Below are 17,938 nucleotides of genomic sequence, written 5' to 3' on the forward strand. Positions count from 1 at the left end.
TGCAGTTAAACTAGTAAACGAAACTCTTAAATTAACAACGGTCTACTAGAAAGGAGGAGTTTAAATGACGACCACTCAACCTTATAATAAATTACTGATCGCTGCCTTATTACTCGCAGGATCGTTTATTACGATATTGAACCAAACCCTTATGATCACTGCCATTCCGCCTATTATGGAAGAAATGAATATCACAGCCAATACCGGTCAATGGCTGACGACCGTTTTTATGCTAGTGAATGGAATTATGATTCCAGTTAGTGCTTTTTTACTCGAACGATTTACGACTAGACAGCTATTTATTACCGCGATGGGAATCTTCTCAGTCGGAACCGTTGTCGGTGGATTAGCTCCTAACTTTGGCATGTTGCTGATGGGCAGGGTGATTCAATCCGCTGGTGCGGGTGTGATGCTCCCATTGATGCAAACTGTCTTCTTAATGATTTTTCCAGTTAATAAACGAGGGACCGCAATGGGATATATCGGGCTCGTCATTTCGTTCGCTCCGGCGATCGGGCCAGCACTTTCCGGATGGTTGACGGCTAACTATTCGTGGCGCTTATTATTCTGGTCGATCTTACCACTCTCCATCATGATCATCATCATCGCATACTTCATCATGAAGAATGTGACAGAGCTTTCACGTCCTAAGGTGGATCCAGTTTCAATCACCTTATCTTCCATCGGTTTCGGTGGTTTACTTTATGCATTCACAAGCGCAGGAAACAATGGATGGGATAGCCCAATTACGCTTATCGTCCTAGCGATCGGTGTCGTTACGCTCGCGATCTTCATCACCAGACAGTTACGCATGTCTCATCCGATGCTAGAATTCAGAGTGTTTAAAGATAAAATTTTCACCATCACAACCATAATCGGAATGATCATGTTCCTTGGCTTGATCGGTGCAGAAACCTTAATTCCACTCTACATGCAGAACATGAGAGACTTTACAGCTTTTGAATCAGGATTAGTCCTTTTACCTGGAGCGGTCATCGTTGCGTTCATGTCTCCGATCACTGGTCGAATCTTTGATAAGTTCGGTGCGAGATTACTTGCTATTGTGGGGCTAACGATCGTTACCGCTTCAACAGTCGGTTTTGTATTCATCGATCCAACGACTACCATCACCTACCTTACCGTTATGTATGCGATCCGCATGTTCGGGCTTTCCATGGTGATGATGCCTGTTACGACCGCAGGACTCAATCAGATGCCAAAACGACTCATCCCGCATGGTGCAGCGATGAATAATACGATGCGGCAGATCGCAGCGTCTGTTGGAACAGCCATCCTCGTAACGGTCATGACGACAACAGCACAAACCGCACAGCAAGGTTCTACTGCTAACCCAGATATTTATGGTGTAAAAGTCGCGTTCATCGTCATTGTCGCACTCACCTTTATTGGGCTCTTGCTCTCTTTCTTTATCAACAAGAAAAGCCCTGAAGAAATGGCCAAAGAGCAAGAAGCAGCGGAACCAAAATCAGTGAATATGTAAAAACTCGTCCACATCGGACGAGTTTTCTTTATGATTTGCGTAATTCGCTCCACACATCGAACACGTTTCCGTCAGGGTCTTTGAACACAAAGTTATTACCTGCATGCCCGCGATCTTCCACTTCCCCTACATTCACACCGGTTTCATGTAATTCAGCGCGCAGATCTCGCAGTGAGTTCACACCATCCACTTCAAACGTTACACAAAAATGCTGATTTCCTTTATAATCGATAAACCCTAATCGTTCCCCTTCTTTCGCTCTTACGAGAAAAAAGCTTTGGTCAGCAAAATCGATGATCGCTTTGTCATGATCCACATAATTTACAACAGCACCTAGAACATTTTGGTACCATTTTGAAGAATCCTTAGGATTTGCAACTGGAATATAGGTCGTGCCGACTCGCTTTAATAAAGAACTCAACCTGCTCCCTCCTGTTATCCCAAAATCGTTCGCATTAGTTCCGCTTCCATCTCTTTGTTCAGGTACTCGTAAAACCCTAGGCGATTTCCCCATGGATCCGTGAAGGTCCCCCATTTTACTGGAACTTTTTCTCTCGAGTGTATTTCGAAATGAGCAACGTTTAGTTTCTTCATAACTCTTTCTCGCTCTGCTGAAATGTCTTCTACCCCTAATCTTAGCGGACCTCTTCCTTCCGTCGGTGTTCCTTCAGCAAGCTGCAGCCAACTTCCGGGCAGCATCTCCCATTCAACGAAACCTTCGTGAGGAACAAAATCAGGATCACGCTGAAAAAGTTCTTTGTACCAAGCCAAACCTTCTTCCATATCAGATACACGTAGTTGAATCGTCATTTCAAACATTGCTCGATCGCCTCCTAAATTATGTATTCAAAACTCTCTTTTATCTTACCAGAACATTTGTTCCTTCGATAGTTATTTTTTAATTATTCAGTTTACTTCAGATCAAAATAATCCATTAGTGCATACGATGAGTTCGAATGCTTCCGTGTAAGGGGATGAAAGTATGAACTGTAAAAACCGATTTGCTTGTGTTGACCCATATCTTCTGAACCGCTTATACGCTACCCTAGGAAAAGCGTTACTCATCCAAACGAGGAAAGACACGCTTCGAGGAAGTCTTATTCACGTTCAGCCTGATCACATCGTGCTCTATGAATCTGGGTGTGAAAAGATCGTACACACTGAACAAATCGTTTTGATTATGCCAGAATAAAAAAAGGAAGCACGTTACGTGCTTCCCCTCTTAACTAAACCTCGACAGTACATTGCGAGATCAACTCTTTTAAAACATCCTCTGCAGATCGAATCGCTTCTCCTCCACCTTGCGCAAAATCTTTCTTTCCGCCGCCTTTCCCGTTGATCACAGGTAAGACTTCCTTTAGGACAAGGTTCATATCCACGTTAACCTCTGCCCCTCTACCACAGACGATTTGAATTTTCTCTCCTACCTCGCTAACGAGGAGTACGATAACGGAAGAGTTTTCATTCAGCATCATCTTCGCGAGCTTCTGAAGCTCCTTCATTCCATATTCATTTGTGATGAGCTGAACTACGTTATAATCTCCAACAGGAAGTGGCGAATTCACGAGCGCTTCAGCTTCAAAAGCTAAGAGCTTTTCACGTAAATCGTCCATCGCTTTCTCCTGCTCTTTCGTTTGTTGAACCAAACGCTGTGCCGCTTCCGCTACGTTTTCTTGAGGAACGCTAAGCGTTTTCGTCAACCTCTCCATCACTTTTTGCTTTTGATAAAGCTCATCGATGATTCTCTTCCCACATACGAACGTTACTCTAACAAGCTTCTTCTGTTTTTCCCATTTTAAAATGCTGATGCCGCCTACTTCCCCAGTAGAAGCGGGGTGCGTTCCACCACATCCGCTGTAATCAACATCTGGAATCATGACGAGACGAATGTTCTCCGTAACAGAAAGCTTCTTTCTGAGTGGAAACTGTTTAGCTTCATCTGGAGCTACCCATTTTGCAACGATCTCTTTGTTTGTTAGGATCACATTGTTCGAAAAATCCTCAGCACGCTTCGCTTCCTCTTCAACGAGGTTTGAAATGTCGAGATCGATCGTACATGTATCCTTTCCAAGGTGAAAGCTGATCGTTTTATACCCGAACAGATCTTCAAACGCTGCAGACAAGATATGCTGGCCAGCGTGCTGCTGCATGTGATCGAAGCGACGGTTCCAATCAACTTCACCTCTCACTTTCTCTTGGCCACTGAGAGGTGATTCAAGATAGTGACGAACTTCTCCATCCACTTCTTCAACATTTTTTACAACAACACCATCGATCGTTCCCACATCATGAGGCTGCCCGCCTCCTGTCGGATAAAAGGCTGTTGATGTCAGAACAACATAGTTACCGTTCTCCTCCGTTTGCTCTTTTTCTACCGTTGATTCAAACGTGCGTATGTATGGATCTTCATAATAATATTTTTCCGTCAATCGATACCCTTCTTTCTACATAATAGTTTTATCGTATCACGTCCAGTGCACGCCCTGCACCTTTTCTCTCCAAACAAAAAGCTTGAGGCAACGAATCCTCAAGCCTTTCCCTCACTTCTTCTTTGTAAACTTTGAAAGCAAAATGGCAATTATCAAAAACAAAATTCCAAACGCCATGATGTTATCTGAAATAATATCCATAGTGTACAACTACCTTTCACAATTTGTTACCGATAGTAAAAGGATACCACATCAAAGAAAGGTACCGATAATCCTCACTCAATCTTCAACCGGAATAATGGCTGTCCTTTTCGCCTTTCTTAAATTGCCAGAGGATGATATACATGATCAAACTACCGATACAAAATAACGTGATGAAAGGCCAGCTTATTCGCTCACCTTTCAGTAGATCCACTAAAGAGATCGCTACGATACATCCGATCGCAAACGGAACCCAATGCCTCAATAAATATGCGATCACCTTTCATCACCTACCCGCCTCATTTTCTTCGTAACGTATAGACCTTATTTCTCGATATTTCACGACAGCCGTTCGCTTTAAACGTTTGTATCATTGGAATGTTTCGAAGACTCGTATTTCCTACATAAGATTTGGCACCAAAATCGTCTCGAAGAAAGCGCAAGCCTTGTATATGAATCTCTTTACTTTTTCCTTTAGCTCTCTCAGAAGGTACTAATCCAAAATAAAACAGCCTTCCTTCTGTTTCTGTTCCGGGTTCGATATGAGGCATCATGACGCCGATTGCTTTTTCACCTTCGTAAACGGTCAGGCAGCTCTTTCTCCATCCCTCTCCAAGCTCACATTCAACGCTTTTCAGATGATCCTCGATCGTAAGAGAAGACTTGGAATTGAATGAACCAGACATCGCATTAGCCCATACATCTTTGAATACATCTTCTTCTCCGTCGTATAGCGAGACGAACGTAAAAGGGGATGATTCTGCAATTTCCATCTGAAGATCATGTGTCACCTGGACCGTCTCATCATGTAGAACAAATCCCTCCTCCACGAGGAAACTGCATATCTCTTCTCCGCTGCATACAATGTTCAGCGTTTCTTTTTCTTTAAAAGCAGGATCGCTCAGGACATTTGCAACAAGCTCTTCCACCTCATTTTCGGATGCGTGATCAAGCTCCTCGATCGTTACAAACTTCTCACCTGTTACAATTTTCACCTTCTCATAAAGATCATACCTTCGTGAAAGAGCCAGATAGCCAGGTGACCGGAGTACCTCCGCCATAAACAATGCTTTTTCATTACGATATGCTTCCATCTCTTTCCCATGAAAAGTAGATTTTAATGAATTATATTTCGTCGTTAGACTCGGGTTTTCCTTGAAATAACCAGTGACTTTCAAAAAGTGATCGACCTCAGAATGCTTCAGCGTCAATTGTAGCCCGAGCGGTAACACTTCATCATTCTTTTCATAAGCTCCAAAAAATGATGTTTGACTACTTCCTTCATTCAGAGCGTATGCTTTGTCTAAGAACGTCCTCGCATGTTCAAATCCAGTTTCATCTACACGAACCTGGAGATCCACATCACCTTTCGTTAAAGATCCTTTTACGGCTGTACTGCCAACATGATAAACTTCAGCACCCGGAATCGCTCGTGTGATGATCTCTTTATGTTTGCGATAGACGTTCTCTGCGCTCTCCCGTAAAGTTTCCTCATATACAAATTCAACGATTTCTCTCATACCGATACTCCTCATCTGTTTCTCTCACTTGTACCCTTCATAGGTACCATCCTTAATCTAGCATTTACATTCGTCCTACTATCTTCCATTCAAAGTGGGAGAAACCCTTTCCAAAAATACTTTAAAAAGACATGGAGGTTTTTGTCGGCTTCAATGTACGCTTACCGTTCAAGACTTTCCACCAAAATCATTCGACTTCCTGCAATCATTTCCCTGGAAATCTCCTATAAGCAGACATTGGAATTCTGCTAGATTAGACAGTAAAAATTTTTCCGACTCGACACCGATAGCCCTTTCTTTTACTAGGGTTTATGTATAATAAGTCCAAATCTATTGTTCGGGAGGAATCTTATGCGACCTTTGCGCCTCATGTTCTTATTCCTTTCTCTCATGCTAACCGCTTCTTGTAACCTTCTTCCTGGAAAGGATGCCTCGAAGGAAAGTGAAGCTGAAAAGCCAACTGAAGCAGTAGAAGTCGGTACAACACCATCTTGGACAGAGGGAACGTACAAGTGGGAAGAAAACGGAAATATCATGGGAACTCTTGATATTACTGATCCAAGCGGAGATTCGTTTGCCTTTTCGTTATTTGCATACGATGGACAAGATGTCGGTGAATTAGCTGGGAATTCGAGCGGAAATGATCAAGGAGTCTATACACACCCTGATAATGAAGAATGTACGGTCACGTTCACGAAGGAAAAAGAAGCGGTCGCAGTAGCAGCAACGGAGGGATGTCAAAACGTCGCTGATGTATCGTTTAACGGTATTTATACGTTTATTCCTATTGGTACAGAAACAACAGAAGAGTCTTCATCTTCTGAAGAAGCTTCATCTGAAGAAGAACCTTCAGATGATGCAGAAGCCACGACCGAAGAAGCTGACGAACAAGAGGACATCTCACACTGGAAAGAAGCCCTTTACATCGATGGGAGCTTCGACACCGGTAACTTAAGCGTGTATAACGTAACACCTGATTCATTTATGTTCTCATTTGACGTAAGCAACGGAGCACATGTTGGACAGCTTACTGGAAAGGCGAAAGCAAACGGAAACAAAGCGATCTTCCAGGATAATGATCAACAAGAATGCAAAGGAACGTTCGAAATAAATGACAACGTCATCACCTTTAAAGAAGAGTCATGCCTTTATTATCACGGTGCTGCCGTTGAATTCTCTGGTGACTTCACTATGACTGATGATCCTCCAAAACTTCCAACAGCAAAAGCAGATAAGAGCTGTTCATCTGAACCATTTCATTCTGGACTCTTATCCTTTGCAGAGAAAGGACACTTAAAGAACGCTACAATCTTTCTCGGAATGACGGAAGACGAATTAAAAGCTTCAAATCCTTCCCTTCAATATGATGATTGGTATTTTGAAGGAATTCCTGCTTTCTTTGATAATACGTATGCCTACATGACGGTAGACGATAAAGTCTTCAATATGCGCTACAACGCATTATCTGAAGGTCCTGCGATCCCTTATGAACTGTTGACCTGTCAGTTCGGTGAGCCAGATGAAGTTTTCTTAAACGAGCTTAGAGGAGAATATTACCATGTGTATCATGCAGGCGATAATATGATTTCTTTCATTTCAACAGAAGAAAATGGCTCGATCAGCGCTGTCGAACTAGAGTCTCAGGATGATAAGCTGCAAGAGCATAAAGATTCCCATTAACAGTGACCCCCGGCGCACATTGTGCACGGGGGTTCTTGACGGATAATAGCTACTGACCCCTTCATTCGGTGCTAAAAAAAGAATACGCTTCCACATAATTTCCTATTGCATACAAGGCTTTTATTGTGTAAAGTGGTCAAGTATGTTTTATAGGAGGTTACATCATGAATCAAACACAGCAAGTTCAAATTAAAGTAGCTGACCCTTCCGCAATCGGGTTATTTGGATTAGCGATGGTGACACTCGTCGCTTCATCCGCAAAACTCGGATTGACGGACGGCGTTTCGTTCATATTACCATGGGCAATCTTTCTTGGAGGAATCGCACAACTTTTCGCTAGCGTGTTAGACGCAAAGCACAACAATACGTTTGGCACAACTGCTTTTGGCGCATTCGGACTTTTTTGGATGGGTGTCGGCACTTCGTGGTTGATCCAATTTGGAGTCTTTGGAGATGCGGCTGCAAGCGCAGTTGATCCGAACCAGCTAGGAATCGCCTACATCGGGTACTTGATCTTCAGCTTATTCATGACGATCGGTGCCATGGAAACACATAAAGTGCTATTCATCATTTTCGTTCTCATCGATTTTCTTTTCATCGGACTATCTCTATCAACGCTAGGAATCGCTCCTGAAGCGATGCACTTAGTCGCAGCGATTGCTGAGTTCCTCATCGCGATCTTTAGTTTCTATGGATCTGCTGCAAGTGTGCTCAACACGCATTTCGGAAAAGTAACGATACCAGTAGGAAAGCCATTTGGGGTATTTAAATAGCATGACAGAGGGACCTTTTAGGTCTCTTTTTTTTCGCAAAGCCACACAAAAAAAAGAAGGACCTCTAGAGAGGTCCTTCTGTGTATTAAAACTCAAGTGGTCTTAACTTCTCTTCGATTTCAGCACGCTTTGGCTCAAGAAATGGCGGAAGAGCTAACACTTCACCCATCGTCTCTAACGGTTCATCCGTCGCAAATCCAGGTCCATCAGTGGATAACTCAAATAAAATGCCATTCGGCTCCCTAAAGTAAAGCGCTTTGAAATAATATCGCTCAACCTTACCAGAGTTTGGTAATCTAAATTGATTCAAGCGATCAGCCCATTTATCGTACTCTTTTTCATTTGGAACACGAAATGCTACGTGGTGGACGCCACCTCTTCCAAGTCGAGCTTTAGGAAGATCAGGGCGAACTTCGATATGGACTTCAGCTCCACTTCCACCTTCCCCCGTTGAATAAACGAGAATATCTTTCTTATTTTCTGGTGCGGGATACGTTCCATCTTCTCTAAAACCCATCACTTCTGTTAACACTTGTACTGTAGGTTTAGGATCGTCAACTGTTAATGTCACAGGTCCGAGTCCTACAATGCTGTGTTCTGTTGGAATATCCTCCCGCTCCCAAGGCGTTCCGGCTCTTACACCTTCTTCACCATCGTCAGCAACAAGAATCAGTCTCGTGCCATCAAAGTCTTCAAAACCGAGCGATTGACGACCTGCTCGCTTCTGTATGTCTTCATGCTTCACATTGTAAGTTTCAAAACGCTCTTTCCAGAAGTGAAGTGCTTCCGTAGTTTTTACTCGCAATGAAACATACGAAATATCTGATGTTCCTCTATATGATTTCCCTAACCCTGGAATATCGAAAAATGTAATGTCTGTACCCGGTGTACCTTTCCCATCCGCATAAAATAGATGGTAAGATTCTGTATTGTCTTGATTCACTGTTTTTTTAACTAATCTCATACCAAGAATCTTTGTGAAAAACTCATAATTTCGTTCTGCTTTTCCAGTCAAAATGGACACGTGATGTAGTCCTAATAAGTGCATCGTGATCCCTCCTTTGTGTTCACCACTAGTATAAACCAAAATTATCTCGAATTCAATATACTTGATTTCGAACTAACTGTTACATCCCCATCCATATACTTTCATTTCTCCAATCACTTTGAAGCCAGCACTTTCGTAAATACCAAATCCGTCCGGGGATGCTTGCAAGAAACAGGCGTCCTTCTCGTACTTACTTGCTTCAGAAAGCAGATAACGAAACATGGCAGTACCGTACCCTTTTCCACGTTCTTCAACCGATGTTCTCATATCATAAATGCCAACACTATCTGAGCTAACGATTATTGAACCGGTCGTGACGGGTTTTCCTCCTGCTATCCCTATGTACAACGTCAAATCCGAAGACTTCATGCTGAGAGAAGCGACGTCATCGTAATATGACTTGACCGCTTTCCCTTCTAGTGATTCTCCAAAAAATGAAGAAATCAACGCTCCGAACAAGACGATGTCTTCAGGTGACTCATTTCTTTTAATCTCAAAACCTTTTGGAAGTACCGGTTCATTCTCGGTATCATCCATTTCCTTAACCATTGCAACATTGGTCTCTGTCTCAACCAATCCAAGTTTTTTAAAATCGTTCTTACGTGTACTTTCCTCATTCCAACACCATACGCTCAAAGGATACTCTTTCTTTTTAAACCTAGATATTGCTTCTAAGAAGACTTCTTCTGAGAGAGTTTGACGAATCGCAATAACATTAAACGTATCTGAAGGGTAACCAGAGTCAACAATCGTCGCGTGACTGGTTTCGATCACTTCCATCGTTTTTAGGCGTTTCGCAAAGTAAGAAACTTTATTAACAAAATTATCTACTAACCGTGTTTTGTATGTCAAAACGTTCCCCCTCTTCTCTATTGGATATAAATCCGCGTCAGCGTTAGTGATACCCTTTTCTCCAAACTATGTTACGATAAAATTATACAGTAATCTGAAGAAGGGAGCGAAAGATGAAGATGACGCAAACCCCTGCATACAATAGCATTCATGACGCAGCAAAAGATGTACTAGATCTAATCAGCAAGTTTATCGACGTGAATACGTTTTTCGTCGCTAGAAACGATAAACAAGACGTTGATATCCTCGAAGCGTTTAATCGAAATGAAATTCTACTCGAATCAGGTTTCGAAACGTTATATCGTGATTCTTACTGACAATTCATCGTACGAGCTGGTCGTGAACCGCTCATCATTGAAGATCTAACGACAAATGATTTTACAAAAGAAATGGATGTTACAAAAAGTCTTGGTGGAGGCTCATTGATCGGAGTACCGATCAATTTTAGAAGCGGCGAAAACTTCGGAACACTTTGCGGGATGGACAGTCGTCCTCATCATTTTAGCGAAGACCATGTTGCGCTTATGAAATCGATGGCAAATTTATTAGGAAACGTATTAGAACTAGATCGCGCACAGACGAACATCGAAACGCTATCTGTACCGCTCGTTCCCATCTCAAGTGAAGTAGCGATTCTACCGATAATCGGAGACGTCGATAACGAACGCACAGAGCGAATTATCGAAACTACCTTAGCACACAGTGTGAAGAAAAATCTCGAATACATATTACTCGACCTCTCGGGTCTTATTGATATTGATGAGAGCAATATGAGCAACCTATTGAAAATCAGCAAGTCCCTCGACCTTGTGGGTGTTCATATGATCATAACCGGCATTCGGCCTCAGCTTGCCTTGAGAGCCATTCAATCGGATAGTGATCTTGAAGACATTACTGTACGATCTAACTTGGAGCAAGCCTTAGATTATATCGGATACAAACTCGTAAAAGAAACTTAAACAGACCAGGGACGCTCCTGGTCTGTTTTTGATTACAGCGCTTCTTTAATAACCTGTTTATAGTACTTAATCGAAAGCAGCCCAAAGACCGAATAGAGTATCGTGTATATCACCATCACGATGATCATCGGAGTCCATAATTCGGTTCCAAACAAGAACCAACCAGATCGAACAGCGAAATAGCTATGCAGCAAGCCAACGATAAGCGGGATACCAAAGTTAAACACCTGCTTACCAGCAACCCCTCTTACTAAATCACGTTTCGAATATCCTAGCTTCCGTAAAATACGATAGCTAGGCTTTTCTTCCTCACTTTCATCCATCTGTTTAAAGTAAAGGATGCAGCCGGATGTTATGAGGAAAGTGAGACCAAGGTAACCAACGATAAACATCACCAAGCCCATGTTTTGCTTTTGGTTAGTCTTAACATACAGTTGTGATTGGTGCGTTTCTTGAAGACCGAGATCAAGAAAGACCTGATCTGCCTTCTTTAGATTACCTTCTTCTACATTGATGCCTATATAGAAATCGTTCGATTCCTCACTCAAAAGCTTATTGAAGTGTTCTTCGTCTATAACCGCCGTTGGTAATCCTCCACCTGATACACGCGCACTAACAATCGATTCGTCTCTCAACCCAATATAGTTCAGTTCAAGGGGAGAACTCTCACCATGTATGACTAGTTTCCCTTTTTCCTTAAGAGGCATGATTTTCTCTACCATTCTGCTATATCCTGTGAAAAGGATTTCGTTTTTCTCGACTGAGATTCCTTCAACATCTTTCTCGTTTGTGATGAGCATGGAGACATTCTCAAGGTCCAGCGTAACTTCCTCGAGAGAAGGATCCATAACAGATGAAAGGTCTACCTCTTCTCTAAAAGTTTCGATCTTCTTTTCTTCATACGAGATCGCTTTCTGACTCATCGCTTCCATAAACCGATCCGCATCAGTTTCATCTGTAAAGGCAAAATGATCAGGAATATTTAGTTCAGCGTTTTTCTCTGCTGAATAATAGGAGATATAGCTCAAGGATAATAGCCCGATTGCGACTGCTGAAACCGTTGTGATCACCGTTAACATGAATGCATTCGATTTCATCCGAAACATGATTGATGAAAGAGACAGCACTGCATTGATATCGAGGTATCCATTTTTCTTTCGTCTGATCAGATTCGTAATGAACCGAACAGATCCTTTATAAAAAAGATACGTTCCAGTAATAACAGATGCTAGGATTGAAATCATGGCGATCATCATCTGAGTGAGAGAGGTGAAATCCCCATCAAATAGTTTAGAAGATACGTAGTATCCGATAAGAATCAGAACGATTCCGGAGATTCCCATGATGATTTCCCACACAGAAATACTTTTTACTCGATCTTCTGTCGTTGTTGAAACGCTAAATAACATTAAGATCGTTCTTCTCTTAACGAATACATAGTTCCGTACTGTGATAAGAAGGTAGATAACCCCAAACACCAAAACCGTTAACCAAAAAGCTTCCACGGAAAAGTAGAGACTAGCCGTCTTCTCTATACCAACTATTTTGAAAAAAAACATTAGGATCAGCTTGGATAGCGCAAATCCAACGAATGTTCCGAGCATGACGGAAACGAGAAACACGATCGCATTCTCTATGCTAACAATAGAAAAGATGCGATTCTTCGTCATCCCGATCAGCTGAAATAGCCCGATTTCCTTGCTTTTTCGTTTGATGAAGATGTTATTCGCATATAGAAGAAAGACGCCTATAATGACGATCAAAAAGATCGATGTTGTTCGGATAGCTGCTGTTGCATTGATCGAACTGTCATTGCTAAGGGCCGGGGCAAATTGCAAAGTAACAAACGTAAAGTAAAGCGAGACAGTGAAGACGAGTGCAAAAATGTAGAGATAATAGTTTCTTACGTTCTTCTGAAGGTTACGGAATATGAGCTGTTTAGTACTCATACGTCACACCGCCAAGCACACCTTGCGTTTTCATGATGTCCTTTAGAAATGCCTGTCTCGACTGCTCTCCTTTATTCAACTGGGTGTAGATGCTTCCATCTTTAATAAAGATTACCCGTGAGCTGAAACTTGCCGTCACAGGATCATGCGTGACCATCATGATCGTTGCTTTTCGTTTCTCATTCATATCACTCAATTTGGTTAACAGGTCTGAAGCAGATTTCGAATCAAGGGCACCTGTTGGTTCATCAGCAAATATGATACTCGGTTCATGGATGAATGCACGTGCTGCAGATGTGCGTTGCTTTTGTCCTCCAGAGATTTCATTTGGGTAGCTATCACTGATACTCTCGATGTTCAATTCTCCCGCAACTTCTTTAAACTTTTCATTCGCTTCTTTTTTCGATACCTTCTTGATTGATAGCGGCAGAAGAATGTTCTCTTTCACTGTAAGGGTATCGAGCAGGTTATACTCCTGAAAGATAAAGCCCAGCTCATGCTTTCGATAGTTTGCTAGCTCCTTTTCTTTTAATTTTGATATTTCTTTTCCTTGTACCTTAATCGATCCATGACTGATTCGATCGATTGATGAGAGAACGTTTAACAACGTTGTTTTACCAGACCCAGATGCCCCCATGATACTGACGAACTCCCCTTGCTCGATCTGTAAATCGATCCCTTTTAACACTTCATGTTTTGTGAACTTATTTCCATAGCTTTTATGTAATTTTGCTGCTTCTAATACGATCATGTGAAGACCTCCCCTTACTTGATGTCTTAAGTGTAAATGAGGTGAGAACGGGTTTCCTTTCAATCACCTAACAAAACACAAAAGCATGTGACACTTTTGTCACACGCCTCTTAACGATTCAACTTTATTCGCATTTGGGAAGATCACCTTAACAGTCGTCCCAACACCAGCCTCTGACTCCACTTCTAGTTTACTATGTAGCGCATCTGCAACTTTCCTCGCAAGGTAAAGACCCATTCCAGTCGCAGCATGATCGGAATGCCTCGTTGTCGAGGTGAACCCTTTATCGAAAATACGAGGCAAGTCTTGCGAGTCGATTCCTCGTCCATAGTCAGTAATAATAAGAACAGCTTGATCCTGAATCATCGTACTCGTAATATTCAAATCGGATGAATCACTATATTTCACAGCATTCGATAATAGCTGTCTTATGATAAAAGCAAGCCACTTCGCATCACTCAACACTTCCTCTACATCAAGATCGATTTCAAATCCGATTCCTTTTCGGATACACCACGATCGCAGTGTTTTAATTTCACCGAAAAGAATTGACTCAAGATTTACCCGCTCGATGTACACGTCGGTTTCAATAAATGAAATGCGCTTTTGATGAAGCTGTTGATCTAATAAAAGGTGAATCCGAAGCCACTCGTAGGTTAACTGAGCTTTTGCCTCTTTATCCTCGAGGCGCTCGATCATTAACGACATGACAGTAAGAGGTGTTTTCACTTCATGAATCCACGAGAGCATATCATCCTTTTCTTGTTCGATCGCCACCTGTTTTCTTGATACTTCTTCTTGAAGCTTTTCGATTTCTGAAACTAAATTACGTTCAACAATTTGCTCAAAGGGACTGTTTGCCTCAGGAACACTCCATCTTTCAAGGTCGTTTTCCCTCTGTTCTAATTCTCCGTAAAATGTTGTTTCGTTTCGATATCTCATGACAAGAAAAATCGTCATGATGAGCGTAGAAAGAAAGACAACGTACAGAATCGACGAGAACGAAATCGACTGATCAACGTACGAGGTTAGGAGCAGCAAAAACTGCAGAAAAAGAAAGAGACCGATCCAACTTCTTCGTTCGATAAGAAAGGCTTTAATCATTACACGCGCTCCACAGCCATGTATCCCTGACCGACCTTCGTGACGATCGAATCTCCAAGTCCAAGCTCCGTTAGCTTCTTTCGTAATCGGTTCACATTGACCGTTAGCGTATTGTCACTCACAAACCGTTCATCTTCCCATAGCACCGTGATGATTTCATCCCGACTAATGATCTTATTCTTCTGCTCGATCAAGATTTTTAGAATATAGATTTCGTTTTTTGTTAAATCGATCGTGCCCTGTTCATTCGATAAGCGATTCCGCTCATAATCTACCGTCGCTCCAAGCCACGTCTTCACGCCAGTCTCTTCGGTGTTGTAATTGTATACACGTCTTAAGATCGCTTGAATCTTAGCAACGAGAACATCAAAATGAAACGGCTTTTGAATGAAATCATCTGCCCCAAGATTCATGGACATCACCATATCTGTCGGATGGTCTCGAGACGATAAGAAGATGATCGGAACGTTTGAATGTTCTCGAATCATCCGGCACCAGTGAAAGCCATCAAACTTAGGAAGCTGGATATCGATGATCACTAACTCCGGCTTCAGCTCCAAAAATTCCTTAAAAACATGATTAAAATCACTCACCCCATGTACATCATACGACCACTGGGTTAAGCGTTTTTTCATCTCACTAAACAGTGACTGATCATCTTCGATCAGAAAAACCTTAAACACAATACTTCACCACGCTCATCTGTCATTTTTACCCAACTACTATCCTACCACACATTCGCTCGACTCCTCTATCTTCCATACCAGCTTCGATCGAATGAAAGCCCTAACGATTCACCGTACTGAAAAGCAAAGTCAACATAAGATGAACCCCTTGCTGTAATAATCTGCCCATCTACCAGTAGCGGTTTATCACAGAAATAGTCTTCATCGAAGGTTGCTAGAAACATGCGCTGCTCGCGCGTCAGGCCCGTCGTGTATCGTTTGTTCTCCAACAATCCACTCATCGCTAAGAAATATGGAGCACTTGAAATCGCCCCGATCAACAAATCTTCTTCCTTCAAGCTCTTTAAGAATGCTTTTAATTCATCGTGCTCAACAAGATGTTCGAAATCATCAACCCCAGGAAGAACGAGACTATCTACCTTTGATCGGTCGACCTGATTGATACTAAACTGTGGATAACAAGGCATCCCAGCTTCTCCTGAAACAAGTCCGTGATCGAGTCCTATAAAAACGACCGGCTTCTTTCCTTGCTTAAGCACAGAAACAAGAACCGATAATTCATACTCACTGAATCCATGGTATAAGAGAATACCCGTATACATGACTCACGCTCCTTCATTTTAATGACAATGTAGAAAAGAGACACGAAACTATTTTTGGTTCAACTTTCCCAAACACTAGTATCTTTTCTGCAACGTTATCACGTTTTCCTTTCTTCTTACCTTCAAATGGAGCACCTTCTACTAGAATAGGATTAATAGAACTGAGTTTTGTCTATACTGGATACCACTAAGAATTCGTATAGGGGAGAACGATATGTCTAATTTGGATATTACATTACACATCATTTATTTTATTTTAATGATCGCTGCCGCTATCTACTTCTTCATCCTAAGTCGGAAGCCAAAGAACGTGCCGCTTTATGAATACGTCATCCCAATCATCATCACCGCCTGGTCTGGGACAGCTTACCTCTCGATCGCTTTAGGACAAGGCGTTGTTGAACGTGCGGATCGAACGATCTATTTCGCACGTTACCTTGACTGGGTTGTCACGACCCCGCTGCTCCTATTATCGCTCGCCTTGACCGCTATGTTTTATGAGAGAAAGAAAAACAAAGGACTTCTCATCGGCTTAGTTTCTGCTGACGTGTTTATGATTTTAACCGGGCTGATCGCTGACTTTTCTCCTGAAAGAACCAAATACATCTGGTATGCGTTCGGAATCATTGCACTCGTCATCGTCTTATTCATCCTATGGATGCCTTTACGAAAACTAGCGCGAGCTGGTGGTAAGCGACTTTACCGCCATTACAACATAACCGCTCTTTACTTAACATCCTTCTGGGTGCTCTATCCAACAGCATGGCTGCTTGGCTCCACAGGCTTAAATATAACCCAGGAAATGGTCAGTGCCCTTTCCTTTATCATCCTGCCCCTGTTCTCAAAAATAGGATTTGGTATGATCGACTTGCACGGATTGAGGAGACTTCATCAATAGAAAAAACCAGTATCTATGCAGACGATACTGGTTTTTTCTATGTATGTTCTCTCTCCACGATTCTTACCCCAATCCTTCCATAAATACCTTAACGACTAAAGGACCTAAGATGACGATAAATATTGGAGGGAAGATAAATAAAATCATCGGTATAAGCATCTTCACAGGTGCTTTCATCGCTTGTTCCCTTGCGATCTCACGTCTCTGCTCTCTTAACCTCGTCGTTAAACTCACGATAACTCTAGTCATTCCCACGCCTAGGTGATCAGCTTGAATAATCGATGTCATCACGCTTCTAAAACTATCAGAAGGCACCCTTCTTTTCATATCGTAGAAAGCTTCACGCCTCGATTTCCCTCGTTTCATCTCATCTAACGTTTTCTTAAATTCAGAAGATAGCGGTCCTTTCATACGGTCACATACATCCGTGATCGCTCCTTCTAGACCAACACCAGCTTCTAGTAGTAAGCTCACCATATCGAAAAAGTCAGAAAGTTCTCTGTTAATAAGCTTTATCCGTTGCGTTCTCTTCTTAGCTATATAAAAGATGGGATAGCGATAAAACAAGAAAGATACTGCGATCGCAAAAAATAAAGTAGATAGGCCATCAGAGGTCGGTCCAATCAGCAATAGCGTAAGAAAACCACCGGTAACACACGCAAGAATTTGGATCAGACGAAATTCGATAGGTGATAGTTTTTCATAGCCACTTTCCCGAATCATCAGCTCTAGCTTTCGATGATCCTTTCGCTCAAGCAACCTTCCTAGACGCGCAACACTTATATTCCACAATTTACGAAATAGCGTTTGAGTAATTCCATTCGATGTCTTTTTGGTCCGTTTCTCACCACCTTCAGATTTACCAAAATAGACATCTGCACGGGATTCAATCGCTAGATCTCGTTGATAAATTGTAGAAAACACCGCAGTGAAAAAGAGCATGAAGAAAACGACGGAAGAGATCACAAACAACATGCTGATCATA

General features: G+C 42.1%; 20 protein-coding genes. 7 read left to right on the plus strand and 13 right to left on the minus strand.

Annotation, left to right across the window (positions count from 1 at the left end; translation table 11 throughout):
• Positions 1 to 64 precede the first annotated feature (64 nt).
• On the plus strand, positions 65 to 1,501 hold the full coding sequence (locus ACXAEY_RS14190; RefSeq protein ID WP_474812707.1) for an MDR family MFS transporter: 1,437 nt from the start codon (positions 65 to 67) through the stop codon (positions 1,499 to 1,501).
• 28 nt (positions 1,502 to 1,529) lie between these two features.
• Here ACXAEY_RS14190 and ACXAEY_RS14195 read toward each other — a convergent pair whose 3' ends face one another.
• Together ACXAEY_RS14195 and ACXAEY_RS14200 are read right to left on the minus strand one after the other, a co-directional pair.
• Entirely contained in the window at positions 1,530 to 1,922 is a 393-nt protein-coding gene (locus tag ACXAEY_RS14195; protein WP_474812709.1) for a VOC family protein, read from the minus strand.
• Between the two features lie 14 nt (positions 1,923 to 1,936).
• Positions 1,937 to 2,320, minus strand: a complete 384-nt coding sequence (locus tag ACXAEY_RS14200; RefSeq protein WP_474812711.1) for a VOC family protein — start codon at positions 2,318 to 2,320, stop codon at positions 1,937 to 1,939.
• A gap of 163 nt (positions 2,321 to 2,483) precedes the next feature.
• Between ACXAEY_RS14200 and ACXAEY_RS14205 the strand changes: the two genes are divergently transcribed.
• Positions 2,484 to 2,693, plus strand: a complete 210-nt coding sequence (locus tag ACXAEY_RS14205) for a DUF2642 domain-containing protein (protein ID WP_474812713.1) — start codon at positions 2,484 to 2,486, stop codon at positions 2,691 to 2,693.
• A 34-nt stretch (positions 2,694 to 2,727) separates the two neighbouring features.
• On the opposite strand, the gene ACXAEY_RS14210 is transcribed toward ACXAEY_RS14205, so the two are convergent.
• From ACXAEY_RS14210 to ACXAEY_RS14220, 3 genes are all read right to left on the minus strand, one after another.
• On the minus strand, positions 2,728 to 3,930 hold the full coding sequence (locus ACXAEY_RS14210; protein ID WP_474812715.1) for an alanyl-tRNA editing protein: 1,203 nt from the start codon (positions 3,928 to 3,930) through the stop codon (positions 2,728 to 2,730).
• 286 nt (positions 3,931 to 4,216) lie between these two features.
• Complete coding sequence (locus ACXAEY_RS14215; protein WP_270181386.1) at positions 4,217 to 4,411, minus strand: hypothetical protein; 195 nt, start codon at positions 4,409 to 4,411, stop codon at positions 4,217 to 4,219.
• A gap of 19 nt (positions 4,412 to 4,430) precedes the next feature.
• Positions 4,431 to 5,651 (minus strand): GrpB family protein, encoded by a 1,221-nt coding sequence (locus ACXAEY_RS14220; protein ID WP_474812717.1) that lies wholly within the window; start codon positions 5,649 to 5,651, stop codon positions 4,431 to 4,433.
• A 351-nt stretch (positions 5,652 to 6,002) separates the two neighbouring features.
• On the opposite strand from ACXAEY_RS14220, the gene ACXAEY_RS14225 reads away from it, so the two are divergent.
• The gene (locus ACXAEY_RS14225) at positions 6,003 to 7,331 is read left to right on the plus strand and encodes a hypothetical protein (protein WP_474812718.1); all 1,329 of its coding nucleotides are present in this window, start codon (positions 6,003 to 6,005) and stop codon (positions 7,329 to 7,331) included.
• A 161-nt stretch (positions 7,332 to 7,492) separates the two neighbouring features.
• A complete protein-coding gene (locus ACXAEY_RS14230; protein WP_442865184.1) occupies positions 7,493 to 8,104 on the plus strand; it encodes an acetate uptake transporter in 612 nt (203 codons plus the stop codon).
• 85 nt (positions 8,105 to 8,189) lie between these two features.
• On the opposite strand, the gene ACXAEY_RS14235 is transcribed toward ACXAEY_RS14230, so the two are convergent.
• On the minus strand, positions 8,190 to 9,152 hold the full coding sequence (locus ACXAEY_RS14235) for a ring-cleaving dioxygenase (protein ID WP_474812720.1): 963 nt from the start codon (positions 9,150 to 9,152) through the stop codon (positions 8,190 to 8,192).
• Between the two features lie 72 nt (positions 9,153 to 9,224).
• Entirely contained in the window at positions 9,225 to 10,004 is a 780-nt protein-coding gene (locus ACXAEY_RS14240; RefSeq protein ID WP_474812722.1) for a GNAT family N-acetyltransferase, read from the minus strand.
• Positions 10,005 to 10,117: 113 nt separating this feature from the next.
• Between ACXAEY_RS14240 and ACXAEY_RS14245 the strand changes: the two genes are divergently transcribed.
• Entirely contained in the window at positions 10,118 to 10,321 is a 204-nt protein-coding gene (locus ACXAEY_RS14245; RefSeq protein WP_474812724.1) for a hypothetical protein, read from the plus strand.
• Between the two features lie 6 nt (positions 10,322 to 10,327).
• Positions 10,328 to 10,963, plus strand: coding sequence for an STAS domain-containing protein (locus ACXAEY_RS14250; protein ID WP_474814843.1), 636 nt, complete (start codon positions 10,328 to 10,330; stop codon positions 10,961 to 10,963).
• Positions 10,964 to 10,995: 32 nt separating this feature from the next.
• On the opposite strand, the gene ACXAEY_RS14255 is transcribed toward ACXAEY_RS14250, so the two are convergent.
• The 5 genes from ACXAEY_RS14255 to ACXAEY_RS14275 form a co-directional block, all read right to left on the minus strand.
• On the minus strand, positions 10,996 to 12,912 hold the full coding sequence (locus ACXAEY_RS14255; protein WP_474812725.1) for an FtsX-like permease family protein: 1,917 nt from the start codon (positions 12,910 to 12,912) through the stop codon (positions 10,996 to 10,998).
• A complete protein-coding gene (locus tag ACXAEY_RS14260; protein ID WP_474812727.1) occupies positions 12,902 to 13,663 on the minus strand; it encodes an ABC transporter ATP-binding protein in 762 nt (253 codons plus the stop codon). The genes ACXAEY_RS14255 and ACXAEY_RS14260 overlap by 11 nt, the downstream gene beginning before the upstream one ends.
• Positions 13,664 to 13,762: 99 nt before the next feature.
• Positions 13,763 to 14,767: a sensor histidine kinase gene (locus tag ACXAEY_RS14265; RefSeq protein WP_474812729.1), complete on the minus strand. Its 1,005-nt coding sequence runs from the start codon at positions 14,765 to 14,767 to the stop codon at positions 13,763 to 13,765.
• Entirely contained in the window at positions 14,767 to 15,450 is a 684-nt protein-coding gene (locus tag ACXAEY_RS14270; RefSeq protein WP_474812730.1) for a response regulator, read from the minus strand. The genes ACXAEY_RS14265 and ACXAEY_RS14270 overlap by 1 nt, the downstream gene beginning before the upstream one ends.
• Before the next feature lie 68 nt (positions 15,451 to 15,518).
• The gene (locus ACXAEY_RS14275) at positions 15,519 to 16,055 is read right to left on the minus strand and encodes a DJ-1/PfpI family protein (protein ID WP_474812732.1); all 537 of its coding nucleotides are present in this window, start codon (positions 16,053 to 16,055) and stop codon (positions 15,519 to 15,521) included.
• Between the two features lie 214 nt (positions 16,056 to 16,269).
• Here ACXAEY_RS14275 and ACXAEY_RS14280 point away from each other — a divergent pair, with 214 nt between their 5' ends.
• Positions 16,270 to 16,953 carry a bacteriorhodopsin gene (locus ACXAEY_RS14280; protein ID WP_474812734.1) on the plus strand — a complete coding sequence of 228 codons (684 nt, stop codon included), beginning with the start codon at positions 16,270 to 16,272 and terminating at the stop codon, positions 16,951 to 16,953.
• Between the two features lie 63 nt (positions 16,954 to 17,016).
• On the opposite strand, the gene ACXAEY_RS14285 is transcribed toward ACXAEY_RS14280, so the two are convergent.
• Positions 17,017 to 17,937 (minus strand): type II secretion system F family protein, encoded by a 921-nt coding sequence (locus ACXAEY_RS14285; RefSeq protein WP_474812736.1) that lies wholly within the window; start codon positions 17,935 to 17,937, stop codon positions 17,017 to 17,019.
• Position 17,938 lies beyond the last annotated feature (1 nt).

The sequence above is a fragment of the Anaerobacillus sp. ABA4_114 genome (genome assembly GCF_056159065.1).